This is a genomic window from Blochmannia endosymbiont of Camponotus sp. C-003, from assembly GCF_023585685.1.
Lineage (GTDB): Bacteria > Pseudomonadota > Gammaproteobacteria > Enterobacterales > Enterobacteriaceae > Blochmanniella.
In genome coordinates this window covers 495872-520755 of record NZ_CP097764.1, presented here as the reverse complement: position 1 = coordinate 520755, position 24884 = coordinate 495872, and the positions used below count along the sequence as shown (strand labels likewise).

Annotated in this window: 15 protein-coding genes, 2 tRNA genes and 1 pseudogene; all 18 read left to right on the top strand. The window is 31.4% G+C overall.

Translation table 11 applies throughout. The features are described 5' to 3' along the window. Positions 1-53: 53 nt before the first annotated feature. The 18 genes and pseudogenes from ftsH to dnaK all read left to right on the top strand — a co-directional run bounded on the left by ftsH (position 54) and on the right by dnaK (position 24790). On the top strand, positions 54-1988 hold the full coding sequence (gene ftsH, locus M9397_RS02180; protein WP_250226760.1) for an ATP-dependent zinc metalloprotease FtsH: 1935 nt from the start codon (positions 54-56) through the stop codon (positions 1986-1988). Positions 1989-2110: 122 nt separating this feature from the next. Further along, on the top strand, positions 2111-2959 hold the full coding sequence (gene folP, locus M9397_RS02175) for a dihydropteroate synthase (RefSeq protein WP_250226759.1): 849 nt from the start codon (positions 2111-2113) through the stop codon (positions 2957-2959). A gap of 1 nt (position 2960) precedes the next feature. After that, the gene (gene glmM / locus M9397_RS02170) at positions 2961-4322 is read left to right on the top strand and encodes a phosphoglucosamine mutase (RefSeq protein ID WP_250226758.1); all 1362 of its coding nucleotides are present in this window, start codon (positions 2961-2963) and stop codon (positions 4320-4322) included. A 153-nt stretch (positions 4323-4475) separates the two neighbouring features. After that, on the top strand, positions 4476-4760 hold the full coding sequence (gene secG, locus M9397_RS02165) for a preprotein translocase subunit SecG (RefSeq protein WP_250226757.1): 285 nt from the start codon (positions 4476-4478) through the stop codon (positions 4758-4760). A gap of 149 nt (positions 4761-4909) precedes the next feature. Next, positions 4910-4995, top strand: a tRNA-Leu gene (locus M9397_RS02160). A 73-nt stretch (positions 4996-5068) separates the two neighbouring features. After that, positions 5069-5142: transfer RNA gene (locus M9397_RS02155), tRNA-Met, on the top strand. Between the two features lie 516 nt (positions 5143-5658). Further along, a complete protein-coding gene (gene nusA / locus M9397_RS02150) occupies positions 5659-7173 on the top strand; it encodes a transcription termination factor NusA (RefSeq protein ID WP_250226756.1) in 1515 nt (504 codons plus the stop codon). A 92-nt stretch (positions 7174-7265) separates the two neighbouring features. Further along, positions 7266-9876, top strand: a pseudogene (gene infB / locus M9397_RS02145) (translation initiation factor IF-2). Positions 9877-9982: 106 nt separating this feature from the next. After that, entirely contained in the window at positions 9983-10342 is a 360-nt protein-coding gene (rbfA, locus tag M9397_RS02140) for a 30S ribosome-binding factor RbfA (RefSeq protein WP_250226755.1), read from the top strand. Between the two features lie 37 nt (positions 10343-10379). Then, complete coding sequence (gene truB / locus M9397_RS02135; protein ID WP_250259878.1) at positions 10380-11162, top strand: tRNA pseudouridine(55) synthase TruB; 783 nt, start codon at positions 10380-10382, stop codon at positions 11160-11162. A gap of 329 nt (positions 11163-11491) precedes the next feature. Continuing rightward, a complete protein-coding gene (gene rpsO, locus M9397_RS02130; RefSeq protein ID WP_250226754.1) occupies positions 11492-11761 on the top strand; it encodes a 30S ribosomal protein S15 in 270 nt (89 codons plus the stop codon). A 181-nt stretch (positions 11762-11942) separates the two neighbouring features. Then, positions 11943-14045, top strand: coding sequence for a polyribonucleotide nucleotidyltransferase (pnp, locus tag M9397_RS02125; protein ID WP_250259620.1), 2103 nt, complete (start codon positions 11943-11945; stop codon positions 14043-14045). A gap of 513 nt (positions 14046-14558) precedes the next feature. Next, the gene (locus tag M9397_RS02120; RefSeq protein WP_250259618.1) at positions 14559-16268 is read left to right on the top strand and encodes a DEAD/DEAH box helicase; all 1710 of its coding nucleotides are present in this window, start codon (positions 14559-14561) and stop codon (positions 16266-16268) included. Positions 16269-16382: 114 nt separating this feature from the next. Then, positions 16383-16817 carry a DNA polymerase III subunit psi gene (locus M9397_RS02115; RefSeq protein ID WP_250259616.1) on the top strand — a complete coding sequence of 145 codons (435 nt, stop codon included), beginning with the start codon at positions 16383-16385 and terminating at the stop codon, positions 16815-16817. Between the two features lie 982 nt (positions 16818-17799). After that, positions 17800-20247, top strand: a complete 2448-nt coding sequence (gene thrA, locus M9397_RS02110) for a bifunctional aspartate kinase/homoserine dehydrogenase I (RefSeq protein WP_250259614.1) — start codon at positions 17800-17802, stop codon at positions 20245-20247. Between the two features lie 23 nt (positions 20248-20270). After that, positions 20271-21212, top strand: a complete 942-nt coding sequence (gene thrB, locus M9397_RS02105; RefSeq protein ID WP_250226749.1) for a homoserine kinase — start codon at positions 20271-20273, stop codon at positions 21210-21212. Further along, positions 21209-22510: a threonine synthase gene (gene thrC, locus M9397_RS02100; protein ID WP_250226748.1), complete on the top strand. Its 1302-nt coding sequence runs from the start codon at positions 21209-21211 to the stop codon at positions 22508-22510. The genes thrB and thrC overlap by 4 nt, the downstream gene beginning before the upstream one ends. A 366-nt stretch (positions 22511-22876) precedes the next feature. Next, positions 22877-24790 (top strand): molecular chaperone DnaK, encoded by a 1914-nt coding sequence (dnaK, locus tag M9397_RS02095; protein WP_250226747.1) that lies wholly within the window; start codon positions 22877-22879, stop codon positions 24788-24790. Positions 24791-24884 lie beyond the last annotated feature (94 nt).

The window sequence follows — 24884 nt, the reverse complement described above, 5'->3', positions numbered from 1 at the left end:
TATGTAGATATATTAAAATTATTTAATTTTTGTTGTAATGCGAGGTTAATCTTTTGAGTGACATGGCGAAAAATCTGGGTATCTGGTTAGTCATTGCAGTAGTCTTGATGTCTTTATTCCAGAATTTTGGGCCTAGCGACTCCAGTAGTCGCAAATTAGATTATTCCACTTTTATGCATGATTTAAACCAAGATCAAGTGCAAGAAGCCCGCATTAATGGTCGTGAAATTGTAGTCATTAAAAAAGATAGTAATCGTTATACCACTTATATTCCAGTAAATGATCCGAAATTACTTGACATTCTTTTAACTAAAAAAGTTAAAGTTGTTGGCGAGCCTCCAGAGGAACCTAGTTTAATTACATCTATTTTTATATCCTGGTTTCCGATGCTATTATTAATTGGGGTTTGGGTTTTCTTTATGCGGCAAATGCAAGGAGGCGGAAAGGGAGCTATGTCTTTTGGTAAAAGTAAAGCACGTATGTTAACTGAAGATCAAATAAAAACTACTTTTGCAGATGTGGCGGGATGTGATGAAGCCAAAGAAGAAGTAAAGGAATTGGTAGATTATTTGCGTGAGCCTGAAAGATTTCAAAAACTAGGAGGAAAAATTCCAAAAGGAGTATTAATGGTAGGACCGCCTGGCACTGGGAAAACATTATTAGCTAAAGCTATTGCGGGAGAGGCGAAAGTTCCATTTTTTACTATTTCGGGTTCTGATTTTGTAGAGATGTTTGTTGGTGTTGGAGCGTCTCGCGTTCGGGATATGTTTGAACAAGCTAAGAAAGCTGCTCCATGTATTATTTTTATCGATGAAATTGATGCAGTAGGTCGTCAAAGGGGAGCGGGATTAGGAGGGGGGCATGATGAACGTGAACAAACTTTAAATCAGATGTTAGTAGAAATGGATGGATTTGAAGGAAAAGAAGGTATCATTGTCATAGCTGCTACTAATCGTCCAGATGTGTTGGATCCAGCTTTATTGAGACCAGGACGATTCGATCGTCAAGTAGTCGTAGGATTACCAGATATTAGGGGACGAGAGCAAATATTAAAAGTACACATCATTCATGTACCGTTATCGTCAGATGTAGATATATTAGTAATTGCTCGAGGTACACCAGGATTCTCAGGAGCGGATTTAGCTAATCTTGTGAATGAAGCGGCATTATTTGCTGCTCGTGATAATAAACATATGGTATCGATGGTGGAGTTTGAAAAAGCTAAAGATAAAATTGTGATGGGAGCGGAGCGTCGTTCCATGGTGATGACAGAAGCTCAAAAAGAATCTACAGCTTATCATGAAGCTGGTCATGCTATAATTGGTAGATTAGTTCCGGAACATGATCCAGTTCATAAAGTCACTATAATTCCTAGGGGCCGCGCTTTAGGCGTAACGTTTTTTTTACCAGAAGGCGATGCAATTAGTACAAGTCGACAGAAATTAGAAAGTCAAATTTCTACATTGTACGGGGGTAGACTTGCCGAAGAAATAATTTATGGTCCTCATAGAGTATCTACTGGCGCTTCTAATGACATTAAAGTAGCTACTTCTATCGCTCGGAATATGGTAACTCAATGGGGTTTCTCTGAAAAACTTGGTCCGTTATTATATGCGGAAGAAGAAGGAGAAATATTTCTTGGGCGTTCAGTGGCTAAAGCAAAGCATATGTCTGATGAAACTGCTCGTATTATTGATCAGGAAATTAAATTTCTGATTGAAAGAAATTATATACGTGCTCGTAAACTCTTAACAGAAAATGTGGATATTCTACATTCTATGAAAGATGCTTTAATAAAATACGAGACAATTAATGCATCTCAGATAAATGACTTGATGGATCGAAAATCAATTAAGCCTCCATCTGGATGGGAAAACAATGTATCTGATATTAGCGATAGCCAGAACACTTGTGTTTCTTCCATAAAAGATCCAAAATCAGTAGACAGCGAATCCTACAATGATAATCCTGATGCAGCATCACAATAATATGTGATAATTTCGTATAAAAATACAACATTAATTATCAGTTGTAAATAGTTTTATGTTTTTATATAAATCAAACAACCTAAATTCATTGTAGATAATGCTTGAAGATGTCCTGTAAATCTATGACTTCGATTACAAATAAACGTATTTTAGATTTTTCTAAAATTCAAATTATGGGGATTTTAAATGTTTCCCCTGATTCCTTCTTCGATGGAGGTGACTATTGTGTCCTTCCTAAAGCAATTGATCGTGTGTTTAATATGATTACTGATGGCGCCACCTGCATTGATGTTGGCGGAGAATCGACACGTCCTGGATCCGATGTTGTCAGTGATGAAGAAGAAGCAGATCGTGTTATACCTGTAGTACGTGCTATAGCAGAGCGTTTTGATACTTATATTTCAATAAATACATCATCAGCATTGATAATACGCGAGAGCGCGGCTATCGGTGCACATCTGATTAATGACGTACGTTCTCTTACTGCTGAAGGAGCGATGCAAGCTGCGTTATATTGTAAACTTCCAGTGTGTTTAGTGCATATGCAAGGAGAGCCTAAAACTATGCAAAATTCTCCCATATACTCTAACGTTACACGTGTAGTAAACGAGTATTTCGTTCAACAAATCACTCGTTTTGAATCGGAGGGTATCAGTAGAAATAAATTATTGCTTGATCCTGGTTTTGGTTTTGGAAAAAGTTTATTACATAATTATCAACTATTAGCTAATTTAAAATATTTTCACCATTTTGGTTTACCTTTGTTAGTAGGTATATCACGTAAATCGATGCTTAGTCTTAGTTCTAATTCATATCATCCTAAACAAAGATTAATAGGTAGCATTGCTTGCGCAGTGATTGCAGCTATACAAGGTGTACAAATTATTCGCGTGCATGATGTTAAGGAAACAGCAGAAGCATTAAAAGTGGTTCAAATGATGTTGCAAGAACAAAACAAGGACAAAAATTAATATGAATCGCCGCAAATATTTTGGTACTGATGGGATTAGAGGTAGAGTGGGGAGCATACCGATTACTCCAGATTTCATTCTGAAGCTTGGGTGGGCAGCAGGAAAAGTATTAAGCAGATGTAGTGGTGGTAAGTCTAATTATATTATTATTGGAAAAGATACTCGTATTTCTGGGTATATGTTAGAATCGGCATTAGAATCAGGATTGGCTGCTGCTGGTTTATCAGCGGCATTGACTGGCCCTATGCCTACTCCAGCTATTGCATATTTAACTCGTGCTTTTAGAGCTGAAGCTGGTATTGTAATTTCTGCTTCGCATAATCCTTTTTATGATAATGGTATTAAATTTTTTTCTATTAAGGGTACTAAATTAGATGATGAAGTAGAGCAATCTATAGAAATGGAATTAGATAAATGTTTAACGTGTGTTGATCCAAAAGATTTAGGAAAAGCTAGTCGCATTGTTGATGCAGCTGGTCGTTATATAGAATTTTGTAAAGGAACATTCCCTACTCATCTTAGTTTAAGAAAATTAAAAATAATTGTAGATTGTGCTAATGGAGCTACTTACCATATTGCTCCTAGTGTATTTCGTGAGTTAGGTGCTAATGTGGTTACTATTGCATGTCGTCCAAACGGAGTAAATATTAATAGAGAATGTGGCACTACAGATATTCGGCAATTACGCTCTCATGTTTTATCAAAAAAAGCAGATTTGGGCATTGCTTATGATGGAGATGGAGACAGGGTTATTATGGTTGATCATTTTGGAAATAAAGTAGACGGAGATCAAATGCTGTACATTATAGCTCGGGAAAAATTACATTGCAAGCAATTAACAGGTGGTATAGTGGGAACCCTTATGAGTAATATGGGGCTTGTATTGGCGTTAAAACAGTTAAATATTCCTTTTATACGTTCTAATGTTGGTGATCGCTGTGTACTTGCAATGTTAAAAAAAAAGGGTTGGAATATTGGCGGTGAAAATTCTGGACATATTGTACTTTTAGATAAAACTACCACGGGAGATGGTATTATTGTTGCTCTTCAAATATTATCTGCAATGGTAAATAATTGTGTCAGTTTACACGAGTTATGCAACGATGTGTCTTTATTGCCTCAAATTTTAGTTAATGTACATTGTTCTGGCATTAAAAGTCCTTTAGAATCTGATGTGGTTAAAAAAGAAACTAAAGCAGTGGAACAGGAATTATCTGAACATGGACGTGTGTTATTACGTCAGTCTGGTACCGAACCATATATTCGTATTATGGTGGAAGGAAAATGTTACAGTAAAATATTATATTTAGCCAATAGGATTGCTTCTGTAATCAGATCGGAAATAAAATTAATACAACAGTAATTTACTTCAAATATTATATATATTGCTTAATTATAATATGAGGGATATTATACGCTTTATTGTATATCAAAAGAAATATTGGACTACTATTAGTAGTCGTCGGTGGTACTATTTTTTAAATAATAAAATGTTTATATAAGGTGACATAATATTATGTATCAATCTTTTTTGGTCATATTTTTAATTATAGCAATTGCTTTAATCACATTGATTATGTTGCAGCAAAATAGAAGTAATGATTCAGGAGGAATGTTTAGTAGTCGTTCGTTAGGAAATATGTTAGGGTCAGGGGGTATTAACGATGGTATCACGTGTTTAATAGTAATTTTAGCTATATTATTTTTTTTACTTAGTTTATTGTTAGGAAATATGAATAGTAAACAGAATCAAAGATATATTCAAAACAATATACAAAATAATCAAATGAAAGACCGATAAGATTTTTGATTTTTAAAAAAATATTTAATAACAAATAAATTTAAATATATTTTGTATAATAAGAAACATAAAGATATATGTGATTAGTAATTCATATATAAATTTTAAGTATACTATGTAATAATGTACTTATTAAATAGTTATTAATAACCGAGGTGGTGGAATTGGTAGACACGCTGCTTTGAGGTGGTAGTTCTCTTATTTGAGATTACGGGTTCAAGTCCCGTCCTCGGTATTATTTCGGTGATATAAATGATTTGCTTTTTGGGAGTTATATAGTATACAATTCCTAATTGTCTTAATACAGGCGCGGGGTGGAGCAGTATGGTAGCTCGTCGGGCTCATAACCCGAAGGTCGTTGGTTCAAATCCGACCCCCGCAACCGCATCATTAATCAGATTAATTTATCTATATATAAATAAATTGCGAAAGAAATAATACAATAATGTTATATATGATAAAATGGACCCTGTGTTTTGATTTAAGAATAATAAAAAATAAATTGATATTAATTGTCATAAATAATATCAATTTATTAAGTTAGTTATAGTGAACATTAATATTTAGAGAATCTGGATTGATTTATTTTTATGTTGATGACATACTGATCAAATCAAGTATGATCGCTGGTGTTTTTTATGAACATTTCTTAAGATTTGTTAATTTCATAATATCAAATAGAATTCTGTTATATGTTACAAGGTTGGAGCGATATGAATGGGACAACTTAATTAATTTATGTTAATTAAGTCGTAGTTTTGTGATTGAAATTAATAAGTTATAACAATATCGTAACTTTCAATGAAAGGTAGGTGGGGGATTATTTTTTTTGGATGTACTTTATGTAATAAAGTACACATATTTATTTAAGAAAATAGTAGAATTTTGAGAAACTGGGATGAATAAAGAGATCTTGGCTGTTATAGAATCAGTTTCTAATGAAAAAGCTGTACCTCAAGAAAAAATTTTTGAAGCATTAGAAACAGCATTAGTTGCCGCTACAAAAAAAAAATATGAACAGGATATTGAAGTCCGTGTTGTAATTGATCGTAAATCAGGTCAGATTAATACATTTAGGAGATGGGTTGTGGTAGAACAAGTAACTCAACCTACCAAAGAAATTACATTAGATGCAGCTCGATTTGAGAACCCAGAAGTTCAAATTTGTGATTATATTGAAGATATAATTGAATCTATTAGTTTCGATCGTATTACAACTCAAACTGCAAAACAAGTGATTGTTCAAAAGGTACGTGAAGCTGAGCGTGCAATTATTATAGAACAGTTTTTAACTCGTCAGGGTGATATTGTTACAGGTATAGTAAAGAAAATTAATAGAGATAGCATAAATGTAGATTTAGGAAATAATGCCGAAGGAATTATTAATAGAGAAGAAATGCTACCTCGTGAAAATTTTAGATTGGGGGATAGAGTTCGTGGTATTCTTTATTTAGTGCGACCAGATTTTAAGGGTCCTCAATTACTGATAAGTCGTACTAGGACTGAAATGTTAATTGAATTGTTTCGTATTGAAGTACCTGAAATTGGAGAAGAATTAATCACAATTAAAGCCGCAGCTCGAGATCCTGGTTCACGGTCAAAAATTGCTGTTAAAACAAATGATAAGCGCATTGATCCAGTAGGAGCATGCGTAGGTATGAGAGGAGCACGTGTTCAAGCCGTATCTAGTGAGTTAGGAGGGGAACGTGTAGATGTAATATTATGGGATGACAATCCTGTTCAATTTGTTATTAACGCCATGTCTCCTGCTGATGTTGCATCTATTGTGATAGATGAAGATAAACATACAATGGATATTTCAGTAGAAGAATCTAATTTACCTCAAGCTATTGGAAGGAACGGACAAAATATTCGTTTAGTATCTCAATTAAGTGGTTGGGAACTTAATATTATGACTATAGATGAGTTGGAAAAAAAGCGTCAAGTTGAAATATGTGCTGTTACCAATGTTTTTGTTCATACTTTGAATATCAATGAGCAATTTGCTAAAATTTTGATCGATTCAGGGTTTTCTTCTCTTGAAGAATTGGCTTATGTACCTATGACAGAATTATTATCAATAAAAGAATTTGATAGAAAAACAGTAGAAATCATTAGGGATCGTGCCAAAAATGCTTTAAAGAATTTTTCTGCGACTCATAATGAAAAAGATATGAAAGAAAATAATCATGCTGCTGTTATTAATCCTGTGACAGGGTTATTGAGACTGCCTAATATTGAATACAAATTAGCATTAACATTGGTTGAACGTGGTATTTCTACATTAGAAAAGTTAGCTGAACAAGATATTTCGGATCTTTCCGGTATTGAGGGATTAACTATAGAAAAAATTGGAGAATTAATTATGGAAGCTCGCAATATTTGTTGGTTTAATGATGATAACAAGTATTAATATTATTGTAGTAATAATAATTAAAGAAAGCCATAATAGATACTACCATATCAGTGTTTTCTGTAGACATTAAAATTCCAGAAAATCAATTAATAAAATGGTTTTCATATATTAGTATTTTTAAAACAAAATGGGTGTTCTAACTCAAAAGAAAAAGAAATTTTATTGAAGCATATGAATGATAATAAAAGCGATGTGTCTAACAAATTGATACTACAACGAAAAACACGTAGTATTTTAAGTGTTTCTAGCGTTGGTGGTAAAAATAAACAAGTACAAATAGAGATACGAAAGAAACTAACATATGTACAATCTACTTTACAAGAGACAGAATGTATTGATGCAAAAGACAAAATGGTTTTGGATGTTAATCGTGAAGTATATTGTTTAACTGTAAAGAATAAATTGGTAAACAAAAAAATAAGTAATACTCTTAGTTCATTGTCATTAACACAAACTTCTAAAAAAAATCATCGTTGTTCTGAATCAACAGCACACAAAGAAAAAGTTATAGGAAAAGTGTCTCGTAAAGTCATTAAAGAAAGGTCTTTACAATTATCAGATGAAACGCAGTCTTCTAAAAACAAAACCAAAAATTGTTGGGATATTGAATTAAATGCCAATGTAATTCGTTCTAACTTAGAAGGTAGTCATAATAATAGTAAATTATATTGTATGCCTGAAATGGTGGAAAAAAACAATAATGAAAAATTAGAAAATGAAAGAAGAAATCGTTCTCGAGTACGTACGCGATATCGGAGTGGGGGGAAGTTAATTAAGCAACATAAAAGGAGTAATAATTATCGTTTATATAAAGCAACATCCGATGCGTTAGGTATAGAAGAAGAATTATATATCCCCAATCGTGTCAGTAAAAGTAAAAGAAAGCAAAGCGCATTAGTACAAGTGTTCAATAAACCTGTTCAAACGATTACTCGTAATATTATTATTGGGAAAACTATAAGCGTAGCTGAATTGGCTAATAAGATGTCCATAAAAAGCTCACATGTTATTAGAGTGATGATGCAATTGGGTATTGTAGCAACTATCAATCAAATTATTGATCAAGATACTGCTCAACTGGTGGCGGAAGAAATGGGTCATAATGTTGTTCTACGTCGTGAAAACGAACTAGAAGAGTTGATCATGAATGATCGTGGTATTGATGATGTGACAGATTGTGGCACTACGATTGAAAATAGAGCACCAATAGTTACTATTATGGGGCATGTTGATCATGGAAAAACATCCCTTCTTGATAGAATTCGTTCTACTAAAATAGCGTCTTCTGAAGTAGGAGGTATTACTCAAAGTATAGGTGCATATCATGTTAAAACTGATAACGGTATGATTACTTTTCTTGATACTCCAGGACATGCAGCATTTACTGCTATGCGTGCTCGTGGAGTTCAGATGACGGATATTGTTGTGTTAGTAATAGCTGCTGATGATGGAGTGATGCCTCAAACTATTGAAGCAATACAGCATATTAAAGCTGCAAATATTCCTGTAGTAGTAGCAATAAATAAGATTGATAAATCAGAAGCCAACCCTGAACGGATAAAAAATGATCTTAATGGTCATGGTCTTATTCCAGAAGAATGGGGTGGTGATACACAGTTTATATATGTTTCTGCTGCTTCAGGAGATGGAATAGATAATTTATTAGATGCTATTTTATTGCAATCAGACATGTTGGAATTAAAAGTTTCACATCGCGGTATGGCAAGAGCCATAGTTATTGAATCTCTTTTGGATAAAGGACGTGGTCCAGTAGTCTCTGTTCTGGTTCGTGAAGGTACACTAAAATGTGGCGATATAATTTTGTGTGGAACAAAATATGGACGTGTTCGTGCTATGCGTAACGAATGTGGTCATGAGATTACTTCGGCTGGGCCATCAGTTCCGGTTGAATTACTGGGTTTGTCAGGATCACCTGCTTCTGGAGAGAATGTAATTGTTGTTCGTGACGAAAAAAAAGCTCGAGAGGTAGCTTTGTATCGTCAAGGAAAGTATCGTGAAATAAAATTAGCTCGTCAAAAAGAACTTAATATAGACAATATATTTGATAATCTCAAGAATACTAGTACGGCTTCTGAATTAAATTTAATCGTCAAATCTGACACGCGAGGTTCTTCTGAAGCTATTCGTGAATCTGTAGAAAATTTATCAACTAGTGATGTAACAGTAAAAATTTTGTATTCATCTATTGGTGGTATTACTGAAACTGATGTCGCATTAGCAGCAGCTTCTAATGCAGTTGTTTTAGGATTTAATGTTAGAGCAGATCCTGCTGCTCGGCGTATAATTGAATTAGATCGGTTAGATGTGCGTTATTATTCAGTAATTTATGATTTGATAAATGAAGTAAAAAAAGCGGTGAATGGTATGCTAATGCCACAATATAAAGATGAAATTATTGGTTTAGCAAAAGTACAAAATGTATTTTGTTCTCCAAAATATGGAAACGTTGCTGGTTGTATAGTTATTGAAGGCATGATAAAACGTCATAAAAAAATTAGAGTTATACGAGATAATATAGTAGTGTATGAAGGTGAATTGGAGTCGCTGCGTCGTTTTAAAGATGATGTTAATGAAGTACGTAGTGGAATAGAATGTGGTATTGGTTTAAAAAATTATAAGAATATTCATTCTGGAGATATGATTGAAGTATTTGATATGATAAAACTGTCTCATGTATAATCCGATGGTTAGTGTGTTTATTATTAAAGTATTCAATTGGGATGTTGTTTTATTTACACATAGATAATATATATGTTTATTTTATGAAGGTTAAGGGATACGAGAAATGTACTTTCAACACAACTATCGTGCTCAACGTATTGCCCAAGAAATACATAAAAAGATTTCTATTATTTTGCAGAATAGGATCGATGATATTAGAGTAGGTATACCTACTATTTCAGGAGTACAGGTATCTAAAGATTTAAAAAATGCTAACATTTTTGTGACTTTTATTGATAAAGAAGGTCTAGAAGAAATAGATACCGCTGTTATGGTATTACAACGCGCTTCACGATTTATTCGTTTTTTATTAGCCAATACTATGTGTTTGCGTGTAGTGCCTGTGCTGTTGTTTAGGTATGATCCTTCAATTTATGAAGGATCAAAAGTATATAGTTTAATTCCTGATACAGAAAAGTTATGATATTTAAAAAATTAAATCAATGCAACTAAGATTGATGGTGAAGCGATATAAAAATGCAGAAAGTCGAGATATCAATGGCATTTTATTATTAGATAAACCTAAAGGAATATCTTCTAGAGTATTCTTAAATAAAATTAAAAAATTATTTAATGCTAGTAAAATAGGACATACTGGAACTTTAGATCCGTTAGCAACAGGTATGCTACCTATTTGCTTTGGGAAAGCGACTAAGTTTGCTAAATACTTGTTACATTCTGATAAACGATATAAAGTCATCATTCAGTTGGGAGTAAATACTGATACTTTTGACTCAGATGGGACAGTTATTAGTGTGATGCCTGTACAGTCAAATAATAATACATTAGAGCAATGTTTGGCATCGTTTAGAGGAATAATCAATCAGATTCCTCCTATGTTTTCATCATTAAAATATCGTGGATTGCCTTTATATAAATACGCTAGAAAAGGAATATGTATTCCCAGGAAACCCAGGTTGATTCATATATACAGTCTGAATCTTATTAAAAGAATAGAAAACATTATTGAATTAGATGTCCATTGTTCTACGGGAACTTATATTCGTAGTATGGTGCATGATATTGGAGAGTATTTAGGTTGCGGGGCGCATGTTATGGAATTGCGTCGTTTATCAGTAGGAGAGTATGTTTCTTCTTCTATGATAAGTCTGGCAATTTTGGAAGCTATTTTTTATAATGATTCTTTGAATGATTTACAAGTGTTGTGTAAATTAGATGCATTCTTGATGCCAATGAATATGATTACACTTAAGTTTTCTAATATATCTAATGAAAAATGTTAATATTATCTATATATGTATGTTATTTGTGCATTAAAAAGAATATAAAAAGGGCGCATTTGATGTGGATAAAATTAATCACGTGAACGTAAAGTGTTATTATGTGTTGATCTTCTGTATTTGTAAGATTTGTAAAGTTCTATGACACCTTTCTAAATAGATGCAGATAATGTGCCACAACATATATTTTATATTGTTATCTAATTTATTTTTATTTAAATAGAGAAATAAAACAAAGAATTGAACATTAATTTCAATTTTATTTAATTTAAGTTTCAAATATAATTTATCTTTCAAATTAAACATAGTTCTCAAATAGAAAGGTGTTTTTTATGTCCTGGAGTGCTGAAAAAAAGATATCAATAATTTCTAAATTTGGTAGAGATATTAAAGATACTGGTTCTACTGAAGTTCAAGTTGCCCTATTAACTGAACGTATTGATCATTTGAAACATCATTTTTTAAAACATAAAAAAGATCATCACAGTCGCCGTGGATTACTTCAAATGGTCTCTCATCGGCGAAGATTGTTGAGATATTTAAAGGAAAATAACATGTTGCGTTATACTAATTTAATAAAGAATTTAGGATTACGTCATTAACTAACACAATCAGTTGGTGAAGAATACAAATGTTTTTATGATGTTGTGTTATTTATTAAGGAGTCTTTGAGAATAAGTTTAAAAATTAAATTTTGTTAATTATATACTTAATATATCGGTGTTCTTATGATCATTCAAACATATTAAAAAATTATATTTTAAATTATAAAAAGGTATTATTTTGTTAGATCCGATTATTCATACATTTAAATATGGACAGCATACTGTAATTTTAGATATTGAAAGAATAGCTCGTCAAGCAAATGCTGCAGTTATGGCGAGTATGGGCGATACTACAGTACTGGTTACAGTAGTTAGCTCTAATCAAACAAGATCAGCAGAACAAGATTTTTTTCCTCTTGTTGTAAATTATCAAGAACGTGCTTATGCTGTTGGAAAATTTCCAGGAGGTTTTTTTCGGAGGGAAGGTCGACCAAGCGAAAATGAAACGTTAACATCGCGCTTGATTGATCGTCCTATTCGGCCGTTATTTCCTAAGGGATTTGTTAATGATGTACAAGTAGTTGCTACAGTAGTGTCAGTAGATCCACAGATAAATCCAGATATTGTAGCAATGATAGGAGTATCTGCCGCATTAAGTTTATCTGATATTCCATTTTTGGGGCCCATTGGAGCAGCTAGAGTTGGTTATGTTAAAAATACATATGTATTAAATCCAACAACGACAGAGTTATCTAATAGTAAATTAGATTTAGTAATTTCAGGGACTGCATCTAATATCTTGATGGTGGAATCAGAATCGTGTTTAATCAGTGAAAAAGAAATTTTAGATGCTATTATATTTGGACATGAACAACAACAAACAGTGATTCATAATATTAACAAATTGGTTAAAAAAGTTGGAAAAACTAAATGTTCTTGGAATGAAAAAGAAGTTAATATATCGTTAAAAACATATTTATCTGAATTATATGAGTCTCGTGTACAAGATATATATCTCTTTGTTGATAAAAAGGAGCGTCATGCTCAAATTGATAATATTAAGAAAGATATAGTAAAAACTGTTCTTAATAGCCACCAGAATATTGTTGTAGATGAAAATGAAATAATGTATCTTCTAAATTCTTTAGAAGATCAATTTATTCGTTCTCGTATTTTAACGAAAAAATTACGTGTTGACGGGCGTTTACAAGACACAATTCGGACAATAAATATAAAAACAGGCATATTACCACGTACTCATGGATCAGCATTATTTACTAGAGGTGATACCCAAGCTTTGGTTGCTGTTACGCTTGGTACAGAGCGTGATGCACAAAATATTGATGGATTAACTGGTGCTCGTGTTGATAGGTTTTTATTGCACTATAATTTTCCAGCATATTGTGTGGGTGAAATAGGTGTTATAGGAGCCCCAAAAAGAAGGGAAATAGGACATGGACGTTTAGCAAAACGTGGTATGTTAGCAGTGATGCCTAATGCTAATGAGTTTCCATATACAATACGTGTAGTGTCAGAAATTACTGAATCTAATGGATCGTCCTCCATGGCATCAATTTGTGGCACATCTTTAGCGTTGATGGATGCCGGAGTGCCAATTAAAGCAGCAGTTGCTGGTGTTGCTATGGGTTTGATCAAGGAAGGAAATGATTTTGTGGTATTATCTGATATTATTAGTGATGAAGATCATATCGGAGATATGGATTTTAAAATATCTGGTAGTCGTCAAGGTATAACAGCGTTGCAAATGGACATTAAAACAGATGGTATTACTTACGATATAATAAATATTGCGTTAAAAAAAGCAAAAAATGCTCGACTGAAAATATTAGATATTATGGAACAGATTATTAAGTTTCCTAAACAGGAAATTTCTAAATTTGCTCCAAGAATATATAGCATTAAAGTTAATCCAGATAAAATCAAAGATGTTATAGGAAAAGGGGGGTCAGTTATTCGTTCATTGACTGAAGAAACTAATACTATTATTGATATTGAAGATGATGGTATCATAAAAATAGTTGCCTTAGATCATGATAAAGCGAAACAAGCTATTCGTAAAATTCACGATATCACTGCAAACGTTGAAATAGGATCTATTTATACTGGAAAAGTTAGTCATATTGTTGAATTTGGAGCATTTGTTACTATCTTTTCTGGAAAAGAAGGATTGGTCCATATTTCCCAGATTTCTGAAAGAAGAATAAACAAAGTAACTGATTACTTGAGATTAGGACAGGAAGTATTAGTAAAAGTATTAGAAATAGATCGTCAGGGACGTATTCGTTTGAGTATGAAAGGAATAAATCAAGTAAACACATAAGTATATTTACTATGATTAGTATTATATACATTTATGTATGATTTTTAAAAAAATATGTGAAGTGCTCATGTAACGGTATAAAAATGTATTAGTATGTATAATCTAAAAAATAAATCGAATCAATTCGTTTGATACTTGATAGAATAAGTCATAATTACAGGATAAATACAAATACTAAAGAAACCAATCAATTTCATTAGTGAAACGCTAATTATATAACTTGAGTATAAAGTTATACATACATGGTTCTATTTAATAACACTGCGAGAATTAATATTTTTCTTCTTTATAAAATGGAATTTATATTCGTATTCGTGAAGTTACAATCAATATTGTTAATTTTATTTTAATCTTAGTTATTGCAGCACATGATATATATAACGAAAGTGTTGTTATTGAAATAATTTTAATCTGTCTACATGTGAACTTTTGTGTTCAGAAATACTATTTTTAAAAAAAGATTTTGATGTTGATTTTTACAGTTAATTGTTTATCAAGATGAGGTAGTTACAGATGTCGAAAACTGCAGATTCTTTTGTGGAGTTAGGATTAAATCGTTATATAGTTAATCTTTTGAATGATATTGGATATGAAAAACCTTTACCTATTCAAATTCAATGCATTCCATATTTATTAGCTGGACGTGATGTGTTAGGCATGGCGCATACAGGTAGCGGTAAAACTGCGGCATTTGTTTTACCACTATTACATAATATTGATATTGATAATTCTTATTCTCAAGGTTTAATTGTAACGCCTACTCGAGAGTTAGCGATCCAAATTGGTAGAGTGTGCTCTAACTTTTCTAGATATATGAAAAAAATAAATGTTGTTACTTTATATGGAGGTCAAAGCTATGGTATTCAATTGAATGCTTTGAATAAAAGACCTCATATTATAGTAAGTACTCCCGGTAGACTAATAGATCATTTAAATCGTGGTACTGCTAATTTGTCTCAATTAAAAACTTTAGTGATAGATGAAGCTGATGAAATGTTACGTATGGGATTTATTGAAGATATAGAACGTATCGTTAAAAATATTCCAGTTAAGCGTCAAACAGCATTATTTTCTGCTACTTTACCTATGGGTATTCGTCGTATAAGTTATCGATTTATGAAGAATCCAAAAGAAATATATATTCATTCTAATACTAGCATGTGTGCTGATATTCAACAAAGTTATTGGCTAGTGCATGGAGGAATAGCTAAACATGACGCTTTAATGCGTTTTTTAGAAACAGAAGATTTTGATGCAGCTATTGTTTTTGTTCGCACTAAACATGCAACGTTAGAAATTTCCGAAATATTAGAAAGATTTGGTTATAATAGTGCGGCTTTAAATGGAGACATGAATCAAATAGTACGACATCAGACATTAGATCGATTAAGAAATGGAAAGTTAGATATTCTCATAGCTACTGATGTTGCTGCACGTGGATTAGATGTGCATCGTATTAGTTTAGTAATAAATTATGATATACCAATTAGTTCTGATGCCTATATACATCGTATAGGTAGAACTGGCAGAGCAGGACGCGTTGGAAAATCTTTATTATTTGTAGAGCATAAAGAGTATCGTTTGTTACGTCATATTGAACGTAAAATAAACTTAAAAATTCCAGAGGTTAAGTATCCTACATCTAAAACTTTACTTGCTTGTCGGTTATCGAAATTTACGAATAAAGTAGAATATCAATTAAGTGTGGATAATGATGATTTGAGTATATATCGATCTCTATTGCCTCAAATAAAACCTAAACAAGATTTGACAACAGAAAATTTAGCGGCTATCTTATTGAAGATAGCACAAGGGAATCGTCCATTGGTGTTGCCTCCAGATCCGGTTATTAAAAATAAATCAGTTTTAAAGATGCGTATGAATAATAACCGTCAAAATTGTTTTCATGCGGATAATAGAGTTATTAAAACTAGGCCACAATCTAAGATTTCTAACAATATGAGAGTGTATCACATATCAGTAGGGCGTAATGATGGAGTTAAAATACGTCATATTATTAGAGTACTTTCTAATAAAATTGATAATATTCGTTATCACGAAATAGGTAATATTAAATTGTTTTCTTTTCATGCTCTTATTGAGTTAGACAAAGCGCTATCTAGCAGCAAAATATTAATGCAGTTATCTCATGTACGAATTTTAAATAAACCAATAAATATGAAATTTTTAGGTAGTATATCTGTATGTAATGATGTTCATTAATAATGAACGTTTCATTGGAAATACATATTTGATGAATTAGATAAAAAATAATATCATGTTAAATTAATTATTTAATAATGCATATGTTAAATGTAATAAACATATTGAATGTGTATGGCTATACTTATTAATGACAGAAATAAACGACATATGTTCGTTTTTCAGGAATTAGGTATTATATTTTGGAAATTACGATATCCTATAGTTTCAGACAACATAAATCCAATTAAGTTATGGCCATGTCTTCGTTTATTATTGATATCATCAGATTTTCCGACATCATTAAATGATCCTTTTGTTAAAGATGTTATACGTGCTATGCAGATTAATCCTAAAGAAGTGTATGCGTTGACTATTGACCAGATTAAAATTTTAATTATCCCATCAGAATTTTCTTGCTATTGTTGGTGGATTGGCACTGAAGTACCAAATAATTTAGATAGCATATGTTTAACTAGTCCATCATTATCAATATTAAAATATGATATTCAAGCAAAGCGTGATTTATGGCGACAAATTAGTGATATTAGACTGCGTATGCATACTTAAATTATTTATTAATGCTTTGTTAGTAAAAAAATAAAAAGATAATAAAATATAACAATATTATTTTTGTTTCTAATTTTTTAAAAATTAATAAGTAATGCACTTTATATATCGACATGCAATCATCCTACAATATGCCTATAATTCGATGTCATGTAAATAAAAATTTGTTATATGAATAACATTTAATGTTTTGATTCTATTAAATCTATCAATTTTTGAATTAACAATAATTATTAATTTGATAGAGTATTTATAATACAAATGCAAATTTATATGTGTGGTTTTTACTAAAAACCGTCTAAAATTATTTCTCAAGTAAAAATTAATATTAAAAAATGTGATTTAATAAACCAACACGATGTTTAAGCGTGAAATATAAAATTATATTATTTTTTAATTACTCTACTTGGCCCTACTAGTTTTTAATTTTTGATTGTATCAATATCTACATTTTTATATCAAAGAACGTAAGAATATTTTCGTATATGAATAATGTATTTCATTGAGCATGAATAATGTTATTTTTTTTCTGTTTTCATTACGATAGACTGATGTATTTCCTATCAAATATAAGAAATGTTTTTAGGTATATAGACACATTAAATATTACTGAAAATCATTTATTATGAATAGATGATCTTATTTTTAATATATTTATATTATAAAAAATATGTGAGTACGTGAAGTGAAATATACATTTTCTATTTCTTACAAACAAGATATCACTACAATAGTAATATTTTATCATATACTTAAATGATAATTGATTTTTAAAAAATTTTTAATTGTAGATAGTACTATATTTATTAATATAATGATATAATTAGATATAATGTGTGTTAGTTTTAATTTTTAACTATCTATTATAATTATCTACCCAATGAAATATAGTAGTACATGTAGATAAACATTAGCGATCTTTGCTGTCTATTTTTATTAATGCAGATTCAGGGATATTAGAGTCGTATTTAGGAGACAAAACATGCGAGTATTGAAATTTGGTGGAACTTCACTTTCTAATGCAAATCAGTTTATCCATGTTGCCAACATTCTTGAAAAAAACGCTCAAGAAGAAAAAATAGCAGCAGTATTATCGGCTCCTGCAATGATTACTAATAATCTAATATCAGTCATTAATCACACATTGAATGGTAGTTCTGTATTAGAACATATTCACAATATAGAAACTATTTTTAATAATTTACTGAAAGATATAGCTCATATTCAATCCGGATTTAATTATATAACTTTAAATCTTATACTAGAACAAGAATTTATTCATTTAAAAAATTTGTTACATGGAATTTCATTGTTAAAATTTTGTCCAGATAATGTAAATGCTAATATTATTTGCTTGGGAGAAAAGTTGTCCATTATTTTAATGGAAGAGCTTTTAAATGCTAGAAACCTTCAGATAACTGTTATTAATCCAGTAGATAATCTCGTAGCCCAAGGAAAAGAGTATCTTGCTTCTATGGTAAATATTGAAGAATCTGCACGGCGTATTAAAAATATACCTATTTCTCATTTAGATATTATGTTAATGGCTGGATTTACTGCAGGAAATGATCAGGGTGAATTGGTTGCTTTAGGGCGGAATGGTTCTGATTATTCAGCTGCAATTTTAGCGGCTTGTTTAGGGGCTAGTCGTTGTGAAATTTGGACAGATGTAGATGGTATTTATACGTGTGATCCGCATCAAGTACCTAATGCGAAATTATTAAATTCATTATCTTATCAAGAGGCTATGGAGCTTTCTTACTTTGGAGCTAAAATTTTACATCCTCGTACTATTTTACCGATTGCTCAATTTCATATACCTTGTTTAATAAAAAATGTTTTCAAACCTAATGCTCCTGGAACATTAATTGGCCCAATTAATAATGATACAACTAATATAGTGAAAGGAATTACATATTTAAATGATATGGTAATGTTAAATATTTCTGGACCAGGAATGAAAGGAATGATTGGTATGGCTGCTCGTGTATTTTCTGCAATGTCTAAGGCCATATGTTCAGTAGTATTAATTACTCAATCATCTTCTGAATATAGTATAAGCTTTTGCGTACCTTATCAAGAGTTATCAAAAGCTTGCGCTGCATTAAATGAAGAGTTTAATTTAGAATTAAAAAATGGACTTTTGGAACCAATAGATATCATACAAGATCTTGCAATTATTTCGGTTGTAGGTGATGGTATGCGTACTCAACTTGGTTTGTCCAATAAATTATTTGGAGCGTTAGCTCGTGCTAATATTAACATCATCGCAATTGCTCAAGGATCTTCAGAGCGTTCTATTTCGGTGGTGGTAAAAAACAATATTGCTGCTATGGGTATTAGAGTAGCTCATCAAATGTTATTTAGCACTGATCGACTAATAGAAGTATTTATTATTGGATCCGGAGGTGTTGGTACAGCTTTAATAGAACAAATTCGACGTCAAAGACATTGGTTAAAAAACAAACATATTGACTTAAGAGTATGTGGTATTATTAATTCTCGAATGATGTGTATAGACATAAATGGGATTGATTTAAATCGTTGGGAATCATCTCTAAATAAAAATTGTGAATCTTGCAATTTAAAAAAATTAATAGAAATTATAAAAGAAAATCATTTGTTAAATCCAGTTGTCGTTGATTGTACTAGTAGTATCGATGTAGTTAATTGTTATGTGGATTTTTTATTAAATGGTTGTCATGTGATTACACCAAATAAACAAGCTAACACCGGATCTATGGAACAATATAGAATGCTTAGGGATATTGTGATAAAATCACGCAAGAAATTTCTATACGATACTAATGTAGGAGCTGGATTACCAGTTATAGAAAATCTACAAAATTTATTAAATGCTGGAGATAAATTAATAAGTTTTTCAGGTATTTTATCTGGATCTTTATCGTTTATTTTTGGAAAATTAGATGAAGGTTTATCGTTATCTGCTGCAACTTTATTGGCTCAGAAGAAAGGTTATACTGAACCGGATCCCAGAGATGATCTCTCTGGTATAGACGTAGCTCGAAAATTATTAATTTTAGCACGAGAAGTCGGATATGAATTAGAATTAAATGATATTCAAGTGGATCCAGTAATACCTCATAATTTCATTAGCAAAAATGATACAGATAATTTTTTAAAAAAATTATCTCTACTAGATAATGTTATTTTTGATAAATATCAAAGGGCATATAAGTTAGGACATGTATTACGCTACGTGGGTAATATACAGGAAGGACGGTGCTGTGTGAAAATTGAATCTATAAATAATAATCACCCATTATTTAGAGTAAAAGATGGAGAAAATGCTCTTGCATTTTTTACACGATACTACCAACCAATACCATTGGTATTACGTGGTTATGGAGCAGGTAATAATGTTACAGCAGCAGGAGTATTTGCAGATTTGTTACGTACTTTATCATAATAAAAATAAGGATGTATCTGGGTATGACTAGAGTTTACGCACCAGCGTCTATTGGTAATATTGGAGTGGGGTTTGATACATTAGGAATGGCAATTTCTCCCATAAATGGTAGCTTACTCGGAGATTGTATTAGCATTGAAAATGCTAATACATTTAGCTTACAAAATACAGGATGTTTTCATCATCAATTACCGGCACAATTAGAAGAAAATATTGTATTCCAATGTTGGAAAAAGTTTTGTGAAATTTTAGGACAAACATATTGTTTAAATATCACACTAGAAAAAAATGTTCCTGTTTCTTCTGGTTTAGGTTCTAGTGCTTGTTCCATAGTAGCTGTATTAGTAGCAATGAATTATCATTGCGGATGTCCACTTAATACAGATCAACTGCTCGCGCTAATGGGAGAAATGGAAGGTAAAGTTTCTGGTTCAATGCATTTTGATAATGTATCGCCTTGTTTTTTAGGGAGTATGCGTTTGATTTTGAAAAATTGTAATGCTGTCAGCCAGAAAATTCCTATTTTTGATGATTGGTTATGGATTATAGCGTATCCAGGTATTAAAATATCTACAGCAACATCTCGATCAGTACTACCAAACAAATATGATCGTGAAGATTGTATCAATCATAGTCAATATTTATCCGGTTTCATACATGCTTGTCATACTAATCAAGAAGATTTAGCAATTAAATGTATGAAGGACATTATTGCAGAACCTTATCGTTCGCAATTATTTCCGATGGAATTATCTTATATGCGTCATAATGTTATGAAAAAAGGTGCTATATCTTGTGGTATTTCAGGGTCTGGTCCCACAGTTTTTGCATTATGCAATAATCATGATGTAATAGAAGATATTTCTGATTGGCTATCACGTTTTTATTTACAAAATAATTCAGGTTTTGTTCAAATTTGTTTTGTAGATAAGCTTGGAGCACGTATTATGGTGAATAATGAATGAAACTATATAATATTAAGCAACATAATGAACAAGTCACGTTTACTCAAGCTCTCTTGAAAGGATTAGGAAAAAAGCAGGGATTATTTTTTCCAAAAAATCTTCCAAAATTCTCTATATTTGAAATCAATTCTCTTTTAGAGATGAGTTTTATAGAACGTAGCACACATATTTTGTCTGCGTATATTGGTTCTGAATTATCAAAAAATAGTATATTAACTTGTGTTAGAAATGCTTTTAATTTTCCAGTACCACTAGTACATATAAATGATAATATTTCGGTTTTAGAGCTTTTTCATGGACCAACTTTAGCTTTTAAAGATTTTGGTAGTAGATTCATGGCGCAAATGTTAAATAATATTAATCATCGATTTGATAAACCGATGGTTATTCTTACCGCCACTTCTGGAGATACAGGTGCTGCAGTGGCTCATGCTTTTTTTAATTTAAGCAATATACATGTTATAATTCTTTATCCTAGAGGCAAGATTAGTAGATTACAAGAAAAATTATTTTGCACTTTAGGAGGTAATGTTTCTACAATATCAGTAAATGGAGATTTTGATTCATGTCAAAATTTAGTTAAGCAAGCTTTTGATGATAGTGTATTACAACAGGCATTAGATTTAAATTCTGCTAATTCTATTAACATTGGTCGATTGTTAGCTCAAATTTGTTATTATTTTGAAGGAGTATCACAATTACCGTATCAAGTGCGTAATAAATTGGTGATTGCGGTTCCTAGTGGTAATTTTGGAAATTTAACCGCAGGATTATTAGCTCAGTCTTGTGGATTACCAGTAAAAAAGTTCATTGCTGCTACTAATATTAATGACACTGTGCCTAGATTTTTACAATATGGTTATTGGGAACCTCGTCCTACTGTTTCAACGTTTTCTAATGCTATGGATGTAAGTTCTCCAAACAATTGGTCTAGAATAGAGGAATTGTTTCTTCGAGAAAATAAATCTATTAGAGAATTAGAATACGGTTGTGTTAGCGATTTTATCACTGAAAAAACAGTCCAAGAAATTGCAGATTTAGGATATCTTTCTGAACCGCATACTGCTGTAGCATATCGATTGCTACGTGATAAATTGCATTCTGATGAATTTGGTATATGTCTTGGCACTGCACATCCTGTTAAATTTAAAGAATTAGTGGAGCACTTTTTGAAAAAAAAGATACAAGTAATATTACCAGTTATACTAAAAGAACGTATGAAATTGCCTGTATTATCTCATGAAATATCTAAATGTTTTTCTTCGTTACGTAATCTAATTTTAAGAATAATGTCTTAAAATATTATACAAATACTACAAACATAGATGTTTTATATTAAATTCTAATATTTGTTATATTTGTGTATTTATTGATGTGTCTAATGGTATTTTAATAATCATGTATGATTACATAATAAGGTGGTGTTTGTGAAGGGTAATGATGAAAAATTATATATTATATAAATAACAAGTTTTTTATGTTATTTATATGGGTGTTGTATGATTTTATTTGTGATGTTAAAAAACAATTGATTATATTAAATTCATATAACGTTTTTTTGAAAAGTTTTGAAAACAAACTTGTTTCAAGGTTGAAAAGTGCAGTTTTGACCGCATATCAGGTGCATGGTATGATTAAATCGATTTTTCAGTGGAGATGTGTAGATGGGAAAAATTATTGGCATAGATTTGGGAACTACCAATTCTTGTGTTGCAATTATTGAAGGTAATAAACCTCGTGTATTAGAAAATAGTGAAGGTGATCGTACAACTCCTTCTATTATTGCTTATACACAAGATGGAGAGATTTTGGTTGGTCAACCAGCCAAGCGGCAGTCTGTTACTAATCCTAAAAATACTTTGTTTGCTATTAAACGATTGATTGGTCGTCGGTTTCAAGACAGAGAAGTGCAGCGGGATGTGAATATCATGCCGTATAAAATAATTTCTGCTAATAACGGAGATGCTTGGTTAGATGTTAAAGGTCAAAAGATGGCGCCTCCTCAGGTTTCCGCTGAAATTTTAAAAAAAATGAAGAAAACCGCAGAAGATTATCTTGGAGAACAAATTTCTGAAGCAGTTATTACTGTCCCAGCTTATTTTAATGACGCTCAACGTCAAGCTACTAAAGATTCTGGACGTATTGCTGGTTTAGAGGTTAAAAGAATTATAAATGAACCGACTGCTGCAGCATTAGCTTATGGCCTAGATAAAGAAACTAAGGGGAATCGTACAATTGCAGTATATGATTTAGGAGGCGGAACTTTTGATATTTCTATTATTGAAATTGATGATGTTGACGGAGAAAAAACTTTTGAAGTACTGTCTACTAATGGAGATACTCATTTAGGAGGGGAAGATTTTGATAGTCTTTTGATAAATTATTTAGCAAATGAATTCAAAAAAGATCAACATATTAATTTATATAATGATCCGTTAGCAATGCAACGATTAAAAGAAGCAGCAGAAAAAGCAAAAATAGAATTATCTGCTTCACATCAAACTGATGTGAATTTACCGTATATTACAGCAGATAATACTGGGCCGAAACATATGAATATTAGAGTAACTCGTGCTAAATTAGAATCTCTAGTGGAAGATTTAGTTAATCGTACTATGGATCCACTGAAAGTAGCATTAAAAGATGCTAATTTATCTGTTTCCAATATACATGATGTTATTTTAGTAGGCGGTCAGACTCGTATGCCTCTTGTTCAAAAAAAAGTATCTGAATTTTTCCAAAAAGAGCCGCGAAGAGATGTCAATCCTGATGAAGCAGTTGCTATAGGAGCAGCTGTGCAAGGAGGGGTTTTATCGGGGGATGTAAAAGATGTATTGTTATTAGATGTGACTCCATTATCATTAGGAATTGAGACGATGGGAGGGGTTATGACATCATTAATTGCTAAAAATACTACTATTCCTACTAAACATAGTCAAATTTTTTCTACAGCTGAAGATAATCAATCCGCTGTCACTATTCATGTCTTACAAGGAGAAAGAAAAAGAGCAAGCGATAATAAATCATTAGGACAATTTAATTTAGATGGAATAGCAGCGGCAATGCGTGGTATACCTCAGATTGAAGTAACTTTTGATATTGATGCAGATGGTATTTTACATGTATCTGCTAAAGATAAAAATAGTGGACGTGAACAAAAAATTACTATTAAAGCTTCTTCTGGTTTAAATGAAGAAGAAATTAATAAAATGGTGCAAGAAGCAGAGGCTAATGCTGAATCAGATCGTAAATTTGAAGAATTAGTACAAATTCGTAATCAAGCTGATCATTTGTTACATAGTACTAGAAAACAATTAACGGAAGTTGGTGATAATTTATCGTTAGATGATAGATCTTCTATAGAAGACGCATTAAAAGAATTGGAGTTAGTTATCAAGAATGAAGATAAAAGTGAAATTGAATCTAAAATTCAGTCTTTAATTAAAGTTTCTGGAAAATTATTAGAAGCTAGTCAAAAGAACCAAGAGCAATCTAAATCTCAGGCTACTAACAGTACTTCTGATCCAAATGGAGAAGTAGTAGATGCAGAATTTGAAGAAGTAAAGAACAAAAAATAATATTCTTAAAAAAAATAAATGTAGAGTAGGAGAAAATTAATTATTAAAATTATCAATTAAAAAATATTGAATCTATAAGTGTATTGCTAAATTA

What these genes read in the sequence shown, in the direction of transcription:
- thrC (WP_250226748.1), top strand. Translation starts at nt 21,209, where the DNA reads ATGAAACTATATAATATTAAGCAACATAATGAACAAGTCACGTTTACT.
- M9397_RS02120 (WP_250259618.1), top strand. Translation starts at nt 14,559, where the DNA reads ATGTCGAAAACTGCAGATTCTTTTGTGGAGTTAGGATTAAATCGTTAT.
- rpsO (WP_250226754.1), top strand. Translation starts at nt 11,492, where the DNA reads ATGTCCTGGAGTGCTGAAAAAAAGATATCAATAATTTCTAAATTTGGT.
- folP (WP_250226759.1), top strand. Translation starts at nt 2,111, where the DNA reads ATGACTTCGATTACAAATAAACGTATTTTAGATTTTTCTAAAATTCAA.
- glmM (WP_250226758.1), top strand. Translation starts at nt 2,961, where the DNA reads ATGAATCGCCGCAAATATTTTGGTACTGATGGGATTAGAGGTAGAGTG.
- thrB (WP_250226749.1), top strand. Translation starts at nt 20,271, where the DNA reads ATGACTAGAGTTTACGCACCAGCGTCTATTGGTAATATTGGAGTGGGG.
- dnaK (WP_250226747.1), top strand. Translation starts at nt 22,877, where the DNA reads ATGGGAAAAATTATTGGCATAGATTTGGGAACTACCAATTCTTGTGTT.
- thrA (WP_250259614.1), top strand. Translation starts at nt 17,800, where the DNA reads ATGCGAGTATTGAAATTTGGTGGAACTTCACTTTCTAATGCAAATCAG.
- nusA (WP_250226756.1), top strand. Translation starts at nt 5,659, where the DNA reads ATGAATAAAGAGATCTTGGCTGTTATAGAATCAGTTTCTAATGAAAAA.
- rbfA (WP_250226755.1), top strand. Translation starts at nt 9,983, where the DNA reads ATGTACTTTCAACACAACTATCGTGCTCAACGTATTGCCCAAGAAATA.
- M9397_RS02115 (WP_250259616.1), top strand. Translation starts at nt 16,383, where the DNA reads ATGGCTATACTTATTAATGACAGAAATAAACGACATATGTTCGTTTTT.
- secG (WP_250226757.1), top strand. Translation starts at nt 4,476, where the DNA reads ATGTATCAATCTTTTTTGGTCATATTTTTAATTATAGCAATTGCTTTA.